This is a genomic window from Treponema primitia, assembly GCF_046533075.1.
GTDB lineage: Bacteria > Spirochaetota > Spirochaetia > Treponematales > Breznakiellaceae > Termitinema > Termitinema primitia_B.
Window position 1 is genome coordinate 1 of record NZ_JAJQRB010000024.1, and the last position, 17,123, is coordinate 17,123.

Sequence of the window (17,123 nt, forward strand, 5' to 3'; positions counted from 1 at the left end):
TTTTATCGGCTCCCTTCTCCTTCTTCTTGAGATTTTAGTAAATGCTTTTGCCCTGGCGCCCGCTAGGGGAAATGTGCTTGGCGGATTGAATCTTACTTTGCAAAATATTAATTCATCAACATCATTTGGAATAAATAAAAATATGATTTTGGCATTTAACCAATACTCAGATACTAAGGAATATTATGATTCGTATCATCGGAAAAATTTAGCGGGTAATATTTTAATGTGGGGCGGTTTAGCGGTTGTCTTAGGCGGCGCCTATTATCCATTATTCGCATTAAATAGTGATTCTGATTCTGATACATATCTACAAAATGTACAAATATCACTTGGAGTAATGTTGGGTGGTTTAGTTACCGAATTAATTGGGGCTTTTATTCTACCGGCGGGACAAGAAAGTCTGTTTAAAGCGGTTAACCTTTATAATAGACATAAAATAAAAGAATTTGAATCCAGAAAAAACCAAAAAGAACGCCATACATCCGTGCGCGCGCTTCGTAGGGGATTGACCATTATCTAGCCGATAAAGGCGGGCGTGGGGAGGGGTACACCTGGCTTCATGTATGTGGAATTCCCTGCTGGAGGAGACCTACTGGGCTCCGCAAGCAGACTCTACACGCACATGAAGCCAGGTGTACCCCTCCCCACGCCCGTTTTTGCCGATAAGTCCGAAAAAAGGGGTATCCATCCGATATTGGGACTGGAAAAATTCCTGCCAATATGATTAAGTAAATACATATTAACGGAGGCGCCCATGTCCACAATTTTTCAACGCCGCTCAGTGCGGAGTTATCTACCCAAACCGGTGGAAAGCGATAAGATAGAACGGCTCCTTCGGGCCGGAATGGAGGCCCCATCGGCTCATAACCGGCGGCCATGGGAGTTTTTGGTGATTACCGATGCGGCGGATCGGCAGGCTATTGCCGATATGAGCCCCTACGCCAAAATGATGCCCTCCGCTGCGGCGGCCATTGCGGTCTGCGTCAACCTCGACCTTGGCGGGGGCGGGGACCTTGAGGATACCTGGTGGGTCCAGGATCTGGCGGCGGCTACGGAAAATATCCTGCTGCAGATTGTGGAGGAGGGGCTGGGCGGAGTGTGGCTCGGCTGGTATCCCGATAAAAGCCGGGTCGAGGCCTTTTCTCAGCGTTTCGGCCTGCCGGGTAATATTGTTCCCTTCGCGGTAATCGCCCTGGGGTATCCTGACACCGTAGGGTGTCCGGAAAAAAAGGATCGCTTCGATCCGCGCCGGGTCCATTATGGTACATATGGCAAACAGAAGTAGTAACATGAAAAGAACCATTGTAATTGTTGACGGTATGGGCGGCGGCATAGGGGTCCAGCTGATAGTCAAAATACGGGAGCTTATCGAAAAGGAATGGCCCGGGGCGTGGGATATTATTGCTCTGGGGGCCAATTCCGCCGCCACGGAACGGATGGTTAAAGCCGGCGCTCACCGGGGAGCTACGGGAGAAAACGCAGTAAAAGTATCGGTTGGTCTTGGCGATTTTATCCTCGGCCCCATCGGCATTGTATTGGCCAACAGCCTCATGGGGGAGATAAGCGCTTCCATGGCGGAGGCAATCCTTACCGCACCGGGAGATAGGATTCTTATCCCCATACAGCAGGAACATTTTACCCTTTCCGGGATTGATTCCCTTCCCTTGGGGAAAATGATTGAACGGGCGGTGGAGATTCTCAAAGATCGGATGATTAGTTTTTCTAAGGAGCAGTAATTCATGAAGCTTACTATTAAGCGGATTTCTCTAAAGGACATTTACCGTCCGGATATTAAATATTTGCGTTTCCTCGCGGTCCTTCTCTTTACCGGTATCTCCTACGGCCTGTACCGGGGCATACAGGATAATTACCTGGCGGAGCTGGTCCATATCACCAATTTTGAACGGGGGGTGGTGGAATTCTTTCGGGAGATTCCCGGCCTTCTTGTGGTGGTGATATTCGCGGTACTGTACCGCCTTTCGGAAAACCGGATATTCAAGATCGGTTTGTGCTTCATGACCCTGGGGCTCATTTGTCTCCTTTTTGCGGGAACCGGGAAGTTCATCGTGGTACTTTTCATGGTGCTCTACAGCCTGGGTGAACATATCGTATTACCCCTGCGGAGTACCATATCTATGCACCTGGCAAAAAAAGAAACCGGCGGTGCAGCTCTGGGTGTAGCCGGCGCCCTTGATCATGTGGGGAGGATCACCGGGTTTATCCTGGTATCGGTGCTGTTCCTCATCTTTGCCCGGTTTGGGTACAAACGGAATGATCTGCTCCCCTTTAAGGTGATATTCGGCGTATCCGTAGCTTTTATGTTCGCCGCAGTAATCTTCGTATTGCCCCTGGAGGAGACACAGAACAAAGCCCCGCGCCGGCGTTTTTACTTTGCGAAAAAATTTACCAAGTTCTATATGCTGGAAGTTTTTTACGGCGCCCGGAAACAGGTCTTCCTCACCTTTGCACCCTACGTATTGATCCTCCAGTACGGCGCCAATGCATCGGTCATCGCCATGCTTATGGCGATCAGCGCCGCCTTCGGTATCGTCTTTAATCCCCTGATAGGAAAGCTCATCGATAAGGTGGGGTATAAGTTTATCATGGTTACCGATACCCTCATTCTGGTGGTGGTCTGTTTCTTCTACGGTTTTGCCCACCGGATTTTTCCTCCGCACATCGCTTATAAAGTGGTCTATGTAAACTACATCCTGGATGCCATTATTTCCCTGGCCAGCATGGCCAGCAGCGTTTATGTTCGGGATATTGCCTCAAGCCAGGAGGAGGTTACCGCCACCATTTCCACAGGCATATCGGTGAACCATGTGATCAGCATCTTCATCGCCCTTATGGGGGGCTGGATATGGAAGGTTACGGGCATCGAGGTACTCTTTTCCCTCTCCGCCATCTTGGGCATCCTCAACAGCGTCTATGCGGCGACCATTAAGAAACCTTCATTGACGGAGAAACCCTAAAATGGTATTACGGACACAGGAGTATCTTTATGCCGACACCTGAACAAACATTAGATAAAAAATACCGGGATCTGTTAGCCATGATTGCCGAAAAAGCGTCCGTGGCGGTGGCCTTTTCCGGCGGGGTGGACAGTTCCTTTCTCTGCCATGCTGCCGCCGCCGCTTTGGGCTCTAAGGCTATCGCCATAACCGTGGTCAGTCCCATGCTTCCTAAGAGTGAAATTGATTGCGCCGCCATGGTTGCCCGGAAAGTTGAGATTGAGCACATCTTAATAGAAGAATCTGAGATCGATGCTGAGGTCGCGGAAAATTCCAAGGAACGGTGCTATTTCTGCAAGAAAATTGAATTTAGCAATATCCTTGATGAAGCCAAGAAGCGGGGGATCAACACGGTTCTGGACGGTTCGAACATGGATGATCTTGGGGATTACCGGCCCGGGCTTAAGGCCCTGGAGGAGCTTCAAATCTTCAGCCCCCTCCGGGCGGCGGGGCTGACCAAGCAGGATATCCGGGACCTGTCCAAACGTTTTGATCTTCCCACTTGGGATAAACCCGCCTTTGCCTGCCTGGCTTCCCGGATTCCCTATGGTGAACGGATCGACCGGGAAAAACTATCCCGGGTGGAAAAGGCCGAAGACTATCTGCGGGAAGCGGGGTTCCGGCAGTTCCGGGTCCGCTCCCACGGCGACATTGCCCGGATCGAGGTATCTCCGGAGGAACGGCGCCGCTTCTTTGATGAAAATCTTCTGGACAGTATTTCTAAATCCCTAAAGTCCTACGGTTTTTTATACGTTTCCCTGGAGCTTGAAGGCTATGTCATGGGGAACCTGAACCGGGCCATACCAAAAGCCGGAGCCTTAGCTTGAAAACTCTGCACTTTGACTGCTTCGCCGGCATTTCCGGTGACATGGCTCTGGGGGCCATGGTAGATCTGGGGGTTAACCCCGATACCCTCTGCGCGGAACTGTCCAAGCTTGGCCTTGAGGGCTGGAAACTCCGCTTTGAACAGGACCGGCGCGGCGGCATCACCGGTACCCACGCGGTGGTAGACCTTGAAGGCCGGACGGATCACCTCGCCATGGACGATGGGGAGGGCGCTTCCGGCGGCCAGGATCACACACATGACCACGGTCATTCCCACGACAGCGGCGATCATGGGCATACACACGATGGTCATGATCACGGCCATTCGCACGATAGCTGCGAGCACGGCCATACACATGACCACAGTAGAACTACCTGGAAGGATATCCGTTCCCTGATACGGGGCTCAAGCCTGAGTGAAGGGGTGAAAAACCGGGCCCTGGATATCTTTACCCGCATCGCCGAAGCGGAAGCCCATGTGCATGGGACGGCGGTGGAGGATGTGGCTTTCCACGAAGTGGGCGCCCTGGATTCGATTATTGATATTGTGGGCGCCGCGGTCTGCCTGGATTTGCTCAAACCGGATCGTATTACCTGCTCGGAAGTCGAGCTCGGGGGCGGTATGGTCCGCTGTGCCCATGGCCTGCTGCCCGTACCGGCGCCGGCCACGGTGATCCTAACCCGGGGTATGCCGGTTAAAACCGGGGGCTTCCCGAAAGAGATGACCACCCCCACCGGAGCGGCGATCCTCGCCTCCTGCGTGGACGAATTTACCGGAGCCGCGAACTACCGGGAACTGAAAACCGGGTACGGTATCGGGACCCGGAAGATGGATAAGCCTAATTTGCTTCGAGTTTCTTTGCGGGAAGAATCCGCCGATCTTGGAACCGCAGTTTCCGGCACTGTGGCTCCTTGGAAAACCGAAGAGCTGGTTCTAATGGAAGCCAACATCGATGACATGACCGGCGAGGCCCTGGGCTTTCTCATGGAGAATCTCTTTGCCGCGGGAGCCCTGGATGTCACCCTTACCCCCTGCGTGATGAAGAAGTCCCGGCCGGGAACTATTGTCTCGGTTTTGACCGGGCAGGAAAAGCTCAATATGCTCCGGGAAATCCTGTTCCGCGGATCTACTACCATTGGTTTCCGGGAGACCACGGTACGGCGGCTTTCCCTGCGGCGGGAAGTAGAAAAGCTGGGCGCTGAGTATGGTGAGGCCCGGCGGAAAACCGTGTACTTTGGCGCAGAAAAACTGCGTTCGAAAGTCGAATTTGAAGACCGCGCCCGGCTGGCCCGGGAACGGGGCATAACCCTGGAAGAAGCGGAAAGGATCATCAACGATGGATTCGCCGGAAAATAAAGACTTGGATTTTGCGGTTATAGACAGCCACCGGGACAAGCGTACCGGTTACCCCGAGGTAGTGTTCTGTTCGGGAAAAACGACGGATCAGGCGGAGGCCATCATCGTGCGGATGCGGGAACAGGGGCTGCCGGTACTGGGTACCAAAGCCGACGGTGTCCTGGCGGAACGGATACTCCGCCGTTTCAGTGATGCCGAGTACGACGAAATTTCCCGGATACTTACCCTGGGAAGCGTCCGCCCCAAAAATGATCGGAAAGGGCTGGTGGCGGTGGTGGCCGCCGGCACCTCGGATATCCCCATCGCCAAGGAAGCGGCCCTTTCCGCCGAATTCCTGGGCAGCAATGTGGAGCTGATTAACGACGTGGGAATTGCGGGGATACACCGTCTTTTCAACCGTCTGCCGGACATCAGGAAGGCCCGGGTGGTGGTGGCCGTAGCGGGTATGGAGGGCGCCCTGGCGGGGGTCCTCGCCGGTCAGGTTGCCGTACCGGTCATCGCGGTCCCCACCAGCGTGGGCTATGGCGCGGCCTTCGGCGGCCTTTCCGCCCTGCTGGGTATGCTCACCTCCTGCGCCCCGGGCATCTCGGTGGTAAACATCGACAACGGCTTTGGCGCGGGGTATCAGGCGAATCTGATTAACCAAACAACCGATCAATGAAAGTAACAATTAAGGATATTGCGAAACAGGCAGGCGTCTCGATTGCTACCGTATCCCATGTAATTAACTCAACCCGTTATGTGAGCCCCGAACTGGTTGAGAAGATCAATACAATCATTAAGAAAAGCGCTTACAAAAAGGATACGTATTATAAAATCCGCGTGGGCAAGATGTCGGCCATTGCCCTTCTTGTTCCCGGTCTTGAGGATTATATTTTATTGGCCGATGTCCTTTCCCGTTATTTTTCACAGGCAGGATTCACCCTGTCTATATCCGTTACCAATGACGATATAAATACAGAAAAGTTTCTCCTCACAACCCTGCTAAGCAATAAATCTGTGGGCGGCATTATTCTGGTTCCTGCGGCAAATAACAGTGAGTATTACAACACGATCCTTAACCGATCTATCCCCTTTGTCCTGGCGGGCCGTCATTTCCCGGATAACCGGATCGACTCGGTTACCACGGATTATGAAGCGGCGCTTTACAAAATAACCACCTACCTGCTCCAGTGCGGCCATGAAAGGATCGGTCTTGTAACGGAAAAAAAAGAATTCAGCACATCGGTGGAACAAATACTGGGATACCACCGCGCTTTAATCGCCTATGGCATCGACTACCGGCAGGAAATGGTTATGACGGTTAACAGTAACCAGGGGGATCTCACTAAACAGCAGATATTCCGGTTCTGTAAACAGGAAAAACCCTCCGCCATCGTTTCCGGCGCGAACTGGATTACCCCCAGGATATTACAGCTTCTGGACGATCTGGGATTAGAGTATCCAAAACAACTTTCGTTTATCGGCGCAGGGAATAAGGGCTGGACCGAACTTATCGATCCGCCCATTACCACTATGGAAGAAAATTATGAGGCCATGGGAGCTGCCATTTCGTCACAAATACTTGATAAGATACGCGGCGGTTCGGCCCAGGCAAATTCCCGGAAAATACAAGCGAACTTCCTGCTGCGAAAATCGACCCGGTTGATTGGGAAAGGACCCTTCGGGGGAGAAGCGATTTCCATGGACGCACTAACTTTGTCGGAAAAAGAGCAGGATGCACTTCGGAAGGGCCATTTTAAGGTGTGCATCTCTTTTCATTATGACAACAGTGCATGGACACGGTTACACGAAAACGGTATTCGGGATACCCTGGAAAAATACGGGATACGTATCCTCGCAGTAACCGATGCTCATTTCAATCCCGATTTGCAGATAACCCAGTTGGAAGGGCTCAGGATGCAGAAACCCGATGCGATTATAGCGATCCCTGCGGACGATATAAAAACTGCGGCAAAATTCAAGGAACTGGCAAAGGAGACCAAGCTCATTTTTATCAGCAGTATTCCTGCGGGTATGACGGCAGATGAATACGCGTCCTGTATTTCCGTTAACGAGCGGGAATATGGGTATAATGCGGGGGTCCTTCTGGGTGAATACTTCAAAAACCGCACGGGCATACAGGTTGGTTTTATCAACCATGGGGCGGACTTTCGGGGTACCCATCTGCGGGATAGCGTCGCAGAGCAGGTTATCCGGGAGGATTATCCTTCCATAGAGATAGCTGCGGTTGAGGATTTCTATCAGATTGAGCGGACCTATGATGTATGCAAAAAAATGATTGCCGAACATCCGAATATCAAGGGGCTGTATATTTCATGGGACCGGCCGGCGCTTCAGGCCATAAGGGCTCTGAAGGAACTGGGCAGGGAGGATATCGCGATCATCACCTTTGACCTGGACCGGGAAATTGCCCTGCATTTTGCCCAGGGAGATATTGTACAGGGCCTGGTTATCCAGCAGCCCTACGCCCAGGGGACGGCGGTTGCCCTGGCAACCCTGAAGGCTCTCCTGGAACAGGGGGGCTATAAGTACATCGGTATTTCCCCCTATGTGGTTCAGAAAAATAAATTGCTGAAAGCCTGGGAGGATATTTTTCATGCTCCGGCTCCTGAGGAACTGAAAAACGCCATGGCGCATAATTTTACGTAAAAAATAATTTGCGAATAATAATAAAATCATTGACAGGGGAAAAGTATTAATGGTATAATACATCTAGTGAAAGGTAAATTTATTTCTTTTATTTACGTAAATATTTTGGTTTTTTACGTAAATATGTATAGGTATAATTAGAAAGGTATAGCAGGGACCCCTTGTGATAAATAAAATTATAAAAAAGCTGACATTATTATCGTGATTAATAGGGTATAATCCCTATTAAAATATATTTAGGAGGCAAGCTTTTATGAAAAAACTTGTATCGTTTGTGGCTGTCTTATTGGCGATCTCTACATTGACGTTCGCTAGTGGAGGCGGTGAAAAGGCTCCCGCCGGCGCCAGCACCGGTGGTGCAGCGGCGGTCGCCGCCGGGCCGGCTAAGTACATTTTCGTGTTTATTGGGGACGGAACATCAATCCCCCAACGGAACGCTGCGGAACTGTATCTGGCCAGTATTAATGCTTCGGTGGATTTGGGAAACGCGACTAATCGTGCCGCGGGCAAATTCCCCTCTGGAAACGGGGTTGCGGACTTTGCGCCCACTGTTCAGCGTATGTTGATGAGCACCTTCCCCGGGCAGGGCTTCAGCAGCACCTATTCCTCTAACTCCCTGATTACCGACTCTTCTTCTTCCGGAACGGCGATTGCCACCGGTAAGAAAACACGGGACGGCGTGGTCGGTATGGACCCCACGGGAACTGAAAAGTACGTTTCCATGGCAAAATTGGCCAAGGCTAAGGGATTGAAAGTCGGGATCGTTAGTTCGGTTTCCCTGGATCATGCGACACCCGCATCTTTCTATGCATCTGTCCCCAACCGGAATTCCTTCTATGATATCACCTCGCAGATTCCTGCCAGTGGATTTAACTTCTTCGGCGGCGGCGGATTCCTTGCTGCACAGGATAAGAAGGCGACTAAACCCATTAAGGAAGTCCTGGAAGAAGGCGGATATAAGGTCTACAACACCCGTGCGGATTTCGACAAGATTAAAGCCGGTGATGACAAGGTCATAACCAGCAACTTTGTATTGGATGGCGATAATGCTCTGCCCTATGCAATTGATCAGAAGCCCGGCGAGATCCGGTACGAAGACTTTGTGGCTAAGGCTATCGAAGTTCTTGATAATGACAAGGGATTTTTCCTGATGGCCGAATGCGGCAAAGTTGACTGGTCCGCCCATGCTAACGACGCCGTTGCAACGGTGAATGAAGTACTTACCCTGGATAAGGGTGTTAAGGTTGCCTATGAGTTCTATCAGAAGCATCCCACCGAGACCCTCATTGTTGTAACCGGGGACCATGAGACCGGTGGTATGACCATGGGTTTTGCGGGAACCAAGTATGATGCATTCCTGAAGAGACTTAGTGGTCAGAAGGGTTCCTACATTGATTTCAACACAAAATTTGCTGAATTCAAAGCGGCTAACCCCACTGCCAACATCGAAGCTTTCCTGCCCTTGGTAGAATCCTATTTTGGACTTAAGCGCTACAGCCAGAGTGAATTTACGGCTTTGGAGGCTACTGCCAAGACCGGGGATCAGGCGGCGTTTGAAAAATTGGGCCTGGCGCTCAGGGATTATGAAATTGCCGATCTTACCAAGGCCTTAGCCATGAGCTATAATACGAATCGTCCCACTTCGACCGATGAGTATTATCTTTCTTATGGTTCCTATGAACCTATTACGGTTACCCTTACCCATATTTTGAACAACAAAGCCGGTGTCGGTTGGACGACCTTCTCCCATACCGGATTGCCCACTCCTGTTTCTGTGATTGGTGTTGGATATGAGCTGTTTAACGGCTACTATGACAACACGGACATCTTCAAGAAAGTTGTTCAGATTGGACAGCTTCAGTAGATTGAATGTCGTTATGGGAGAAAAAGTCATTATATGAAACTGGATAAGTTATCTTTTTTTTTCCATAACGCGAAGAAGCAGGACATCGTCTTTTCGATGTTTGTCCTGCTTCTTTGTGTTGTGATGTACCAAATCCCTACGGGATTTGAAGATCGTTTACCAAAAAATGCTGAGTACACCGAAGGGCTGGTACTCAGCGTGGATAATAGCCGTGCGGAACTGCATGGTCTTATTCGATCCGGGTCCCAGAGTTTGGACATTCAGATACTCAAAGGCCGTTTGAAGGGTACCGTTTTCCATACGGGGAATGTTTACATGGGCAAGATGGAACTCGATCGGGAATTTGAACCTGGGGACCATGCGTTTGTGACTATTTCCACCAATGGGGACGAAACCATTACCAACGTTAATACGTCGGATTTTTACCGGCTGCGCATAGAAGCGGTACTCATGGGAGTTTTTGCCCTCTTTTTGCTTCTTTATGGCGGTTTTTTTGGTTTTCAGGCCATGTTGTCCTTTATTTTCTCAACCTTCGCCATGTGGAAGTTGATGATACCCATGATGCTCAAGGGCTATGATCCGATCTTGCTCAGCTTTGTGGCTGTTGTTATTCTATCCGCAGTTATCCTATTTTTGGTTGCCGGGGTAAACAGGAAAGGTATAGTAGCCTTGCTTGGCGCGTCCCTTGGCCTTGGGGTAACCGCAATTATTACGCTTATTTTTTCCGGCCCATTTAAAGTCAATGGTGCGGTGCGGCCCTTTTCGGAGACCCTGCTGTATGCCGGAAATACTCATCTTGACCTTACCCGTCTATTTATTGCCGGGGTGGTGCTTTCCGCATCCGGGGCAGTAATGGATCTTGCCATGGACATCTCGGCGGCTATGAGTGAAATAGTCCGGAATAAACCGGATATATCGCGGAAGGATCTGCTTGTTTCCGGAAATACTATTGGCCGATCCGTTATTGGTACCATGACGACTACCCTCTTGTTTGCCTATAGCGGCAGTTACCTTGCCATGGTGATGTTATTTATGGGGCAGGGAATACCAAACGGCAATCTGCTTAACATAAGCTATGTGGCGGCGGAAATATTGCATACAGTTGTTGGCAGCTTCGGGCTCGTTCTTGTGGCTCCTATCACAACCGCAATGGGAGCGATGTTATACGTTCCCCTTAAAAAAAAGAGAGCCTAGTTTTTATTCTGTTTAGTAAATTCCTTTTTCAGTAGGAGGGTTTATGAAAGTTGCGTATATGACAAACGCATGGGGGGCCGTGGTGGCCCACTGCGGAGCGGCAAATAATGCAAATGGTGCGTATTACCTTTCTACCGGCGCAGATGCGGATGCAATTGCCGGTATTGCATCCGCGGGGTACGAGCAGATAGAAATATTTGACGGTAATCTACTGGCCTACGAAGGCCGGGAAGATGTATTTCAAAAACTATTATCCGGTAACAAGGTTTCCCTTTTGGCCGTCTACAGCGCGGCCAATTTTATCTACGATGATATCCTTCCGGAAGAACTTTTCAGGATTAAGAAGGCCGCCGCATTCGCTAAAAAATTTGGCGCTACCCAGATTGCCCTGGGCGGAGGCGCCACAAGATTCGATGGCATTAAAGAAGGGGATTACAAAAAACTTGCCGCAGCCCTGGACAAAGTATGTGTTATCGCCGAAGAGCTGGGGATGACCGCCAGCTATCATCCCCACATGGGGTCCTTGGTACAGTCCCCTGAACAGTTAGACAAGGTAATGCCCCATACCGGTATTCCCCTCTGTCCCGATACGGGCCATGTGGTATTAGGCGGCGGAGATCCCGTGGCGGTGGTTCGAAAATATGCCGACCGGATCAAGTATATCCACCTCAAGGATGTTACCGGGGACGGTATGTTTTGCCCCCTGGGGAAGGGCGGAATTGATTTTCCATCTATCCTGGATATTTTACGAAAAAAACCCACTGATGTTTTATATGCCATTGAGTGTGATGGATGGAACGGTGATCCCGCAGAAGGTGCGCGGATTACCCGGGAATATCTTAAATCAAAACTAAATTTCAGCTGATACGGTGGAAGTTTTCCATAACAGAAAATATTAAAGAAAAGGAGTTCTAGCATGAAAAGGTTTTTGTTGGTGTCAATATGTTTGGCAATTGTAACATCTTTGGTTATGGCAGGGGGGGGTAATGATTCAAGTCAAGCCCAGAAAAATACTCCTTCGGCGGCAGCAACGGCAGGACCCGCGGCTGGTTCGATTATGAGTACCGGCCCTCACGGTGAGCAAGCAAGCGCGGCATCGGATCTTTCTCTTTCTGCGGATGAACTGGCGAAGATCAAAGCCGGTAATTATAAGGTTGCCATCAGTTTCCACTATGCGGGGAACGACTGGTCCACAGCGCAGCTGCAGGGCTTGAAGGATCAGTTTGCAAAGATGGGGATTAACGTTATTTCCACCACCGATGCGGGGTTCAGGCCGGAAAAACAAATTTCCGATATTGAAAATGCCTTGACCCTAAAGCCGGATGCCATCGTGTCCATCCCGGTGGACGTGGTTTCTTCCGAAGCGGCATTTAAGCAAGCCTCCCGGCAGGGTATAAAGATCGTGTTCATGGACAACTGCCCGGACAATATGACCGCCGGTGTTGATTATACCTCTGTTGTTTCTGCGGATAATTACGGTAATGGCGTTGCGGCGGCGGAAGTTATGGGTGATGCCCTGGGAGGCAAAGGAAAAATCGCCATGGTATTCCATGACGCCAATTTTTTTGTTACCAATCAACGTGATAATGCATTCCGTCGGACCATCAAGGAAAAATACCCTAATATTCAGATTGTAGAGGAAATTGGATTTGACGATGAAAACAAGGGCGCCGAGCTCGGCGATGCCCTGCTGGTTAAACATCCGGATCTGAACGGTATCTACGCTACTTGGGATATTCCCGCTGAAGGGGTAGTATCCGCCATCAGGGCTGCGGGCCGGAACAACGTTATTGTCTCCACCATTGACCTCGGCGATAACGTAGCTAAGATTATCGCCGAAGGCGGTATCATTAAGGGGCTCGGCGCCCAGCGGCCCTACGATCAGGGTGTTGCGGAGGCCACGCTGATAGGCTATGCACTGATCGGCAAAGTAGCGCCGGCCTATGTCGCTCTCCCGGCGCTCAAGGTTACCCACTCGAATGTGTTGGAAGCCTATAAGGACATCTATCACAAGGACGCTCCGGCGGATATAAAGAACGCATACAAATAATAAGGTTTAGGAGGAAGCATAACATGAAAACCTATAATGTTGGATTAATTGGCGCCGGTTTTATGGCAAAAGCGCATTCCATCGCCTATTCCGGTATGCCCATTTTTTTCTGGCCCGCGCCGGCGCTGGTCACTAAGAAGGTAATCGCCGATTTGACTCAGGAACGGGCCGATGCGGCTGCCGCACAGTTCGGATTTGAAAGGGGAACCGACAATTGGCGGTCAGTTATTGAGGACCCGAATATTGATATTATCGATATTTGTACTCCGAATAACGCCCATGCGGAAATTGCGATTGCCGCAGCGGAAGCGGGCAAACACATTCTCTGTGAAAAGCCGATTTCCAGGACCATAGAAGAGGCCCATAAAATGTACCACGCGGTAAAAAAGGCCGGAACAGTAAATATGCTGGCCTTTAACTACCGGATGACTCCGGCGGTGCAGCTTGCGAAAAAATACATTGACGAGGGTGCAATCGGTGATATCCTGGATTTCCGGGGTACCTATCTGCAGGATTGGTCGGCTGATCCCAATTCGCCCCTTTCATGGAGATTCCAGAAGGAAATTTGCGGCAGCGGCGCTTTTGGCGACATAGCGACCCATGTGGTAGATATGCTGCGTTTCCTTCTGGGCGACTTTACGGAAGTAAATGCCCGTATGGCCACCTATATTAACGAGCGCCCCATACAGACCGGGGTTGCCGACAGCCTGGGAAACGTAAAGGGCGGTTCGGATGCCCCAAAGAAAAAAGTCGATGTGGATGATCAATGTTTCCTGGCCCTGAAGTGTAAAAACGGCGCCTTCGGTTCTATAGAAGCGACCAGAAACGCCTGGGGCAGAAATAACTATATCACCTTTGAGATTCACGGAACGAAGGGTTCCATCTACTTCAACTATGAAAGACGGGACGAATTGCAGGTATGCTTTGCCAGCGATCCCGGTGACCGGCGGGGATTCAGAACGGTATATACCGGACCGGCTCATCCATTTGGTGAAGCGCTCTGGCCTATTCCGGCCCTTGGCATCGGTTATACGGAAACAAAGATCGTGGAGATGTATAAATTCATCAAGGCAATTACGGAAGGCAAGCAGGTTTCCCCATCCTTTGAGGACGGTTACAACATCGAATTAATCGGTGAAGCTGCATTTAAATCCGCTGCCTCCGGATTATGGGAGAAAGTCGGAAAGGTTGAATAAAATTCATACCCTATATATACCCGTCCTCTCGTAAAGAGAGGCGGGTATGTCTTTTGATTAGGATTTAAAATGGGCGAGTCTGTTTTACAAATGCGGAATATTACTAAATCCTTTTACGGCAATAAGGTACTGGCAAATATTGACTTTGACCTTCAGAAGGGCCATGTACATGCCATAGTCGGCGGGAACGGGGCCGGAAAATCAACTCTGATGAAAATTCTGACCGGTATATACACCAAAGATTCGGGGGAGATCACCGTTGCCGGCAAGGGCGTAGATTTTCACAACTATTCCGATGCCAATGCTGCGGGGATACGCATGATATTCCAGGAACTCAGTGTTATTCAAACCTTAACGGTGGTTGAAAATATTTTCCTTAACCATGAAGAAAAAAAATGGGGTTTTAATGACGATAAAGCTATGCAGGATCATGCAGAAAAGCTGCTTGCCAAGCTTGGTATTGATGTTCCCGTTACCGAAAAAGTATCCAACCTGAGTGTTGGTTATTGTCAGATGATTGAGATTGCCAAGGCACTGTCGGAAGATGTTAAAGTCCTTGTGATGGATGAACCTACCGCATCCCTATCGGATATGGAAGTAACGCAGCTGTTTAAGATCGTCAGAACCTTAAAATCCGAAGGGGTTTCTATCGTGTATATTTCCCACCGGATGAATGAAATCCTGACGATTGCCGATGAGGTTACCGTCCTCCGGGATGGGAAGCGTATTATTACGGAGGATGCAAAAAAACTAACAATCTCCGGTATTATCAATTACATGCTCGGGGATGCGGAAAAAAACGCTTTTGAATACCACGAAAGAGAAAAGTACCATGACCAAAGCGCTATGATTGAAATAGAAGGATTGTGTGTTGACAATTTAGTCAAGGATGTTTCGTTTCAGGTTCACCGGGGAGAAATTGTAGGTTTAGCCGGGTTGATGGGAAGCGGCAGGACAGAGATTCTTGAAGCTCTGTTCGGTATCAGAAAAATTCAAAACGGTACTGTTAAGATCCAAGGGAAGTCTGTGGACTTAAAAAACACAAAAAAGGCTATTGCATCGGGAATTGCCCTGGTTCCGGAAGACCGGCGGCGGGAAGGACTGGTGCTGTCCCATTCCCTGAAGGACAATTTACTGATAGGCCTCTTTCAAAGGGTTAAAACGAAGCTGTTGATAGACGAGCGCAAGCTCAGAAAAATTTCCGAAGAAAGTATCAAACAACTTAATATTAAGGCAGAAAATATAGAAACCACGATCAGCAGTCTTTCCGGTGGGAATCAGCAGAAGGTAGTTATTGCCAAGTGGCTGAAGAACGATCCAAAACTGTTTTTGCTGGATGAACCTACGGCGGGTATTGATATAGGCGCCAAGGGTGAGATTATTAAAATAATTGAAAACTACGCCAACCAGGGGAACAGTGTGATCGTTGTGTCTTCGGAAATATCCGAGCTTCTGGCGATGTGTGACAGAATTATTGTGTTAGTCAACGGAAAGAAAAGCAGGGAACTTACCAGGAGTGAAATGAAAAACGAGGAGATTATTCAGCATGCAATCCAAGGTTAGTATTTTGAAAAAGATTGACTGGAGTAAGTACATTGTTTATATCGCCTTTATCGTGGTATTTTTGTTTCTTTCAGTCTGGCTTGGAAACAGGAGCTTTCTGTCTGCAAATAATATTTTGAATATCACCAGGCAAACGGCGATGATTACCATTATGGCGGTGGCCATGACCTTTGTAATCGGCGCAGCCCAGATAGACCTTTCCATAGGGTCAATCGTAGCCCTGTCATCACTGATTGCTGCCCTTACGCTGCGTTCCACCCATAGTATTTTTTTAGCCCTCTTTCTCTCACTTTTGGCAGGATTTATCATCGGTGCGATTAACGGTCTTCTGGTAACCAAGGTCAGGATACCTGCATTCCTGGTAACCCTTGGAATGATGGGGATAGTTAGGGGCAGCGCCATGTGGCTTACCAATACGGCGGCCATTTCTATTTCCAATACTACCTTTAATTTTATATTCGGCGTAGGAAATATTGCGGGGAGGATTCCCGTCTTGCTGTTATGGACCCTGGTTTTTGTGGTATGCGGGGTGATCCTGCTCAATAAAACAAGTTTTGGGAAAAAGACCCTCGCCACCGGCGGGAATGAAATTGCCGCCCGATTTACCGGCATTAATACCGACCGGGTTAAGATAATTACCTTTATGATGAGCGGTACCTTTGCGGCCTTTGCGGGTATCCTCTATGCGGGAAGAATGCAGGCGGGCCGTTACACCTTCGGCGACAGCGACGAAATGAACACCATTGCCGCGGTCATCCTAGGGGGTACCAGCATGGCCGGGGGCACGGGTTTTGTGGTTGGAACCCTGATTGGCTCCCTGCTTATGGGAATGATCAATAACGGACTGATCCTCGGCGGCCTCAGCGTCAGCCAACAAACCATAGTCCGGGGGGTTATTATAATCCTGGCGGTGGCTCTGTCAAATATTACACGGAAGAAGGCAAACTAACTTATACAGGGGTATATTCAATATCATACTAATACGATATGAATAGTATGATTTTGAATATAGGGGAGGGCGAAAATAGATATCTTCCGACTCCTGCGGTGAATTCCTCTTGACATATTTTTGACGATCCTGGTATATTGGTTCTATCATTCCCCTGTAGCTCAGTTGGCAGAGCAAGTGGCTGTTAACCACTGGGTCCGTGGTTCAAACCCGCGCGGGGGAGCGTTTAGGCTGTCCATAAGGACAGCCCTTTTTTTGCTTTAGCGGGTTTAAACCACGGTTCCTACTCCGGCTTTAGCCCGCAAGGGACAGCGTCTTTTCCAGGCGGAAAAGACGCTGCTAATGCCTCCACCAGGAGGCCCCGCAGGGTGGCATACCGCTCTGGGAAATACCACCTATTCAAGCGGAATCTAAGCAAGCCTCTCGTTAAGCGCATCCTGTAAAACCCGTGATAAG

At 49.7% G+C, this 17,123-nt stretch carries 15 protein-coding genes and 1 tRNA gene; all 16 read left to right on the forward strand.

From position 1 onward, the window contains the following. On the forward strand, nucleotides 1-523 hold a 523-nt coding region (locus LQZ19_RS04640; protein ID WP_411046489.1), incomplete at its 5' end, for a hypothetical protein. Between the two features lie 234 nt (nucleotides 524-757). Then, a complete protein-coding gene (locus LQZ19_RS04645; protein ID WP_411046490.1) occupies nucleotides 758-1,288 on the forward strand; it encodes a nitroreductase family protein in 531 nt (176 codons plus the stop codon). A 4-nt stretch (nucleotides 1,289-1,292) separates the two neighbouring features. Beyond that, nucleotides 1,293-1,739 carry a DUF3842 family protein gene (locus LQZ19_RS04650; RefSeq protein ID WP_411046491.1) on the forward strand — a complete coding sequence of 149 codons (447 nt, stop codon included), beginning with the start codon at nucleotides 1,293-1,295 and terminating at the stop codon, nucleotides 1,737-1,739. Between the two features lie 3 nt (nucleotides 1,740-1,742). After that, a complete protein-coding gene (locus LQZ19_RS04655; protein WP_411046493.1) occupies nucleotides 1,743-2,978 on the forward strand; it encodes an MFS transporter in 1,236 nt (411 codons plus the stop codon). Between the two features lie 29 nt (nucleotides 2,979-3,007). After that, nucleotides 3,008-3,844 (forward strand): ATP-dependent sacrificial sulfur transferase LarE, encoded by an 837-nt coding sequence (gene larE / locus LQZ19_RS04660; protein ID WP_411046494.1) that lies wholly within the window; start codon nucleotides 3,008-3,010, stop codon nucleotides 3,842-3,844. Then, nucleotides 3,841-5,199, forward strand: coding sequence for a nickel pincer cofactor biosynthesis protein LarC (larC, locus tag LQZ19_RS04665; RefSeq protein ID WP_411046495.1), 1,359 nt, complete (start codon nucleotides 3,841-3,843; stop codon nucleotides 5,197-5,199). Before larE ends, larC begins: the two co-directional genes overlap by 4 nt. Further along, on the forward strand, nucleotides 5,180-5,860 hold the full coding sequence (larB, locus tag LQZ19_RS04670) for a nickel pincer cofactor biosynthesis protein LarB (protein WP_411046496.1): 681 nt from the start codon (nucleotides 5,180-5,182) through the stop codon (nucleotides 5,858-5,860). Before larC ends, larB begins: the two co-directional genes overlap by 20 nt. Continuing rightward, complete coding sequence (locus tag LQZ19_RS04675) at nucleotides 5,857-7,851, forward strand: LacI family DNA-binding transcriptional regulator (RefSeq protein WP_411046497.1); 1,995 nt, start codon at nucleotides 5,857-5,859, stop codon at nucleotides 7,849-7,851. Before larB ends, LQZ19_RS04675 begins: the two co-directional genes overlap by 4 nt. A 253-nt stretch (nucleotides 7,852-8,104) precedes the next feature. After that, nucleotides 8,105-9,715, forward strand: coding sequence for an alkaline phosphatase (locus LQZ19_RS04680; RefSeq protein ID WP_411046498.1), 1,611 nt, complete (start codon nucleotides 8,105-8,107; stop codon nucleotides 9,713-9,715). Between the two features lie 33 nt (nucleotides 9,716-9,748). Next, a complete protein-coding gene (locus LQZ19_RS04685) occupies nucleotides 9,749-10,909 on the forward strand; it encodes a YibE/F family protein (protein ID WP_411046499.1) in 1,161 nt (386 codons plus the stop codon). 43 nt (nucleotides 10,910-10,952) lie between these two features. Beyond that, complete coding sequence (locus LQZ19_RS04690; RefSeq protein ID WP_411046500.1) at nucleotides 10,953-11,774, forward strand: sugar phosphate isomerase/epimerase family protein; 822 nt, start codon at nucleotides 10,953-10,955, stop codon at nucleotides 11,772-11,774. 51 nt (nucleotides 11,775-11,825) lie between these two features. Further along, on the forward strand, nucleotides 11,826-12,959 hold the full coding sequence (locus tag LQZ19_RS04695) for a substrate-binding domain-containing protein (protein ID WP_411046501.1): 1,134 nt from the start codon (nucleotides 11,826-11,828) through the stop codon (nucleotides 12,957-12,959). Nucleotides 12,960-12,982: 23 nt separating this feature from the next. Further along, on the forward strand, nucleotides 12,983-14,155 hold the full coding sequence (locus LQZ19_RS04700; protein ID WP_411046502.1) for a levoglucosan dehydrogenase: 1,173 nt from the start codon (nucleotides 12,983-12,985) through the stop codon (nucleotides 14,153-14,155). Nucleotides 14,156-14,224: 69 nt separating this feature from the next. Then, nucleotides 14,225-15,718 (forward strand): sugar ABC transporter ATP-binding protein, encoded by a 1,494-nt coding sequence (locus tag LQZ19_RS04705; protein ID WP_411046503.1) that lies wholly within the window; start codon nucleotides 14,225-14,227, stop codon nucleotides 15,716-15,718. Further along, a complete protein-coding gene (locus LQZ19_RS04710; protein WP_411046504.1) occupies nucleotides 15,702-16,667 on the forward strand; it encodes an ABC transporter permease in 966 nt (321 codons plus the stop codon). The genes LQZ19_RS04705 and LQZ19_RS04710 overlap by 17 nt, the downstream gene beginning before the upstream one ends. Nucleotides 16,668-16,817: 150 nt before the next feature. Then, nucleotides 16,818-16,890: transfer RNA gene (locus LQZ19_RS04715), tRNA-Asn, on the forward strand. The last annotated feature ends 233 nt before the right edge of the window (nucleotides 16,891-17,123 follow it).

Bases quoted from the DNA above. Each gene is read 5' to 3' on its own strand.
- LQZ19_RS04645 (WP_411046490.1), top strand. From the start codon at position 758: ATGTCCACAATTTTTCAACGCCGCTCAGTGCGGAGTTATCTACCCAAA.
- LQZ19_RS04650 (WP_411046491.1), top strand. From the start codon at position 1,293: ATGAAAAGAACCATTGTAATTGTTGACGGTATGGGCGGCGGCATAGGG.
- LQZ19_RS04655 (WP_411046493.1), top strand. From the start codon at position 1,743: ATGAAGCTTACTATTAAGCGGATTTCTCTAAAGGACATTTACCGTCCG.
- larE (WP_411046494.1), top strand. From the start codon at position 3,008: ATGCCGACACCTGAACAAACATTAGATAAAAAATACCGGGATCTGTTA.
- larB (WP_411046496.1), top strand. From the start codon at position 5,180: ATGGATTCGCCGGAAAATAAAGACTTGGATTTTGCGGTTATAGACAGC.
- LQZ19_RS04675 (WP_411046497.1), top strand. From the start codon at position 5,857: ATGAAAGTAACAATTAAGGATATTGCGAAACAGGCAGGCGTCTCGATT.
- LQZ19_RS04680 (WP_411046498.1), top strand. From the start codon at position 8,105: ATGAAAAAACTTGTATCGTTTGTGGCTGTCTTATTGGCGATCTCTACA.
- LQZ19_RS04685 (WP_411046499.1), top strand. From the start codon at position 9,749: ATGAAACTGGATAAGTTATCTTTTTTTTTCCATAACGCGAAGAAGCAG.
- LQZ19_RS04690 (WP_411046500.1), top strand. From the start codon at position 10,953: ATGAAAGTTGCGTATATGACAAACGCATGGGGGGCCGTGGTGGCCCAC.
- LQZ19_RS04695 (WP_411046501.1), top strand. From the start codon at position 11,826: ATGAAAAGGTTTTTGTTGGTGTCAATATGTTTGGCAATTGTAACATCT.
- LQZ19_RS04700 (WP_411046502.1), top strand. From the start codon at position 12,983: ATGAAAACCTATAATGTTGGATTAATTGGCGCCGGTTTTATGGCAAAA.
- LQZ19_RS04705 (WP_411046503.1), top strand. From the start codon at position 14,225: ATGGGCGAGTCTGTTTTACAAATGCGGAATATTACTAAATCCTTTTAC.
- LQZ19_RS04710 (WP_411046504.1), top strand. From the start codon at position 15,702: ATGCAATCCAAGGTTAGTATTTTGAAAAAGATTGACTGGAGTAAGTAC.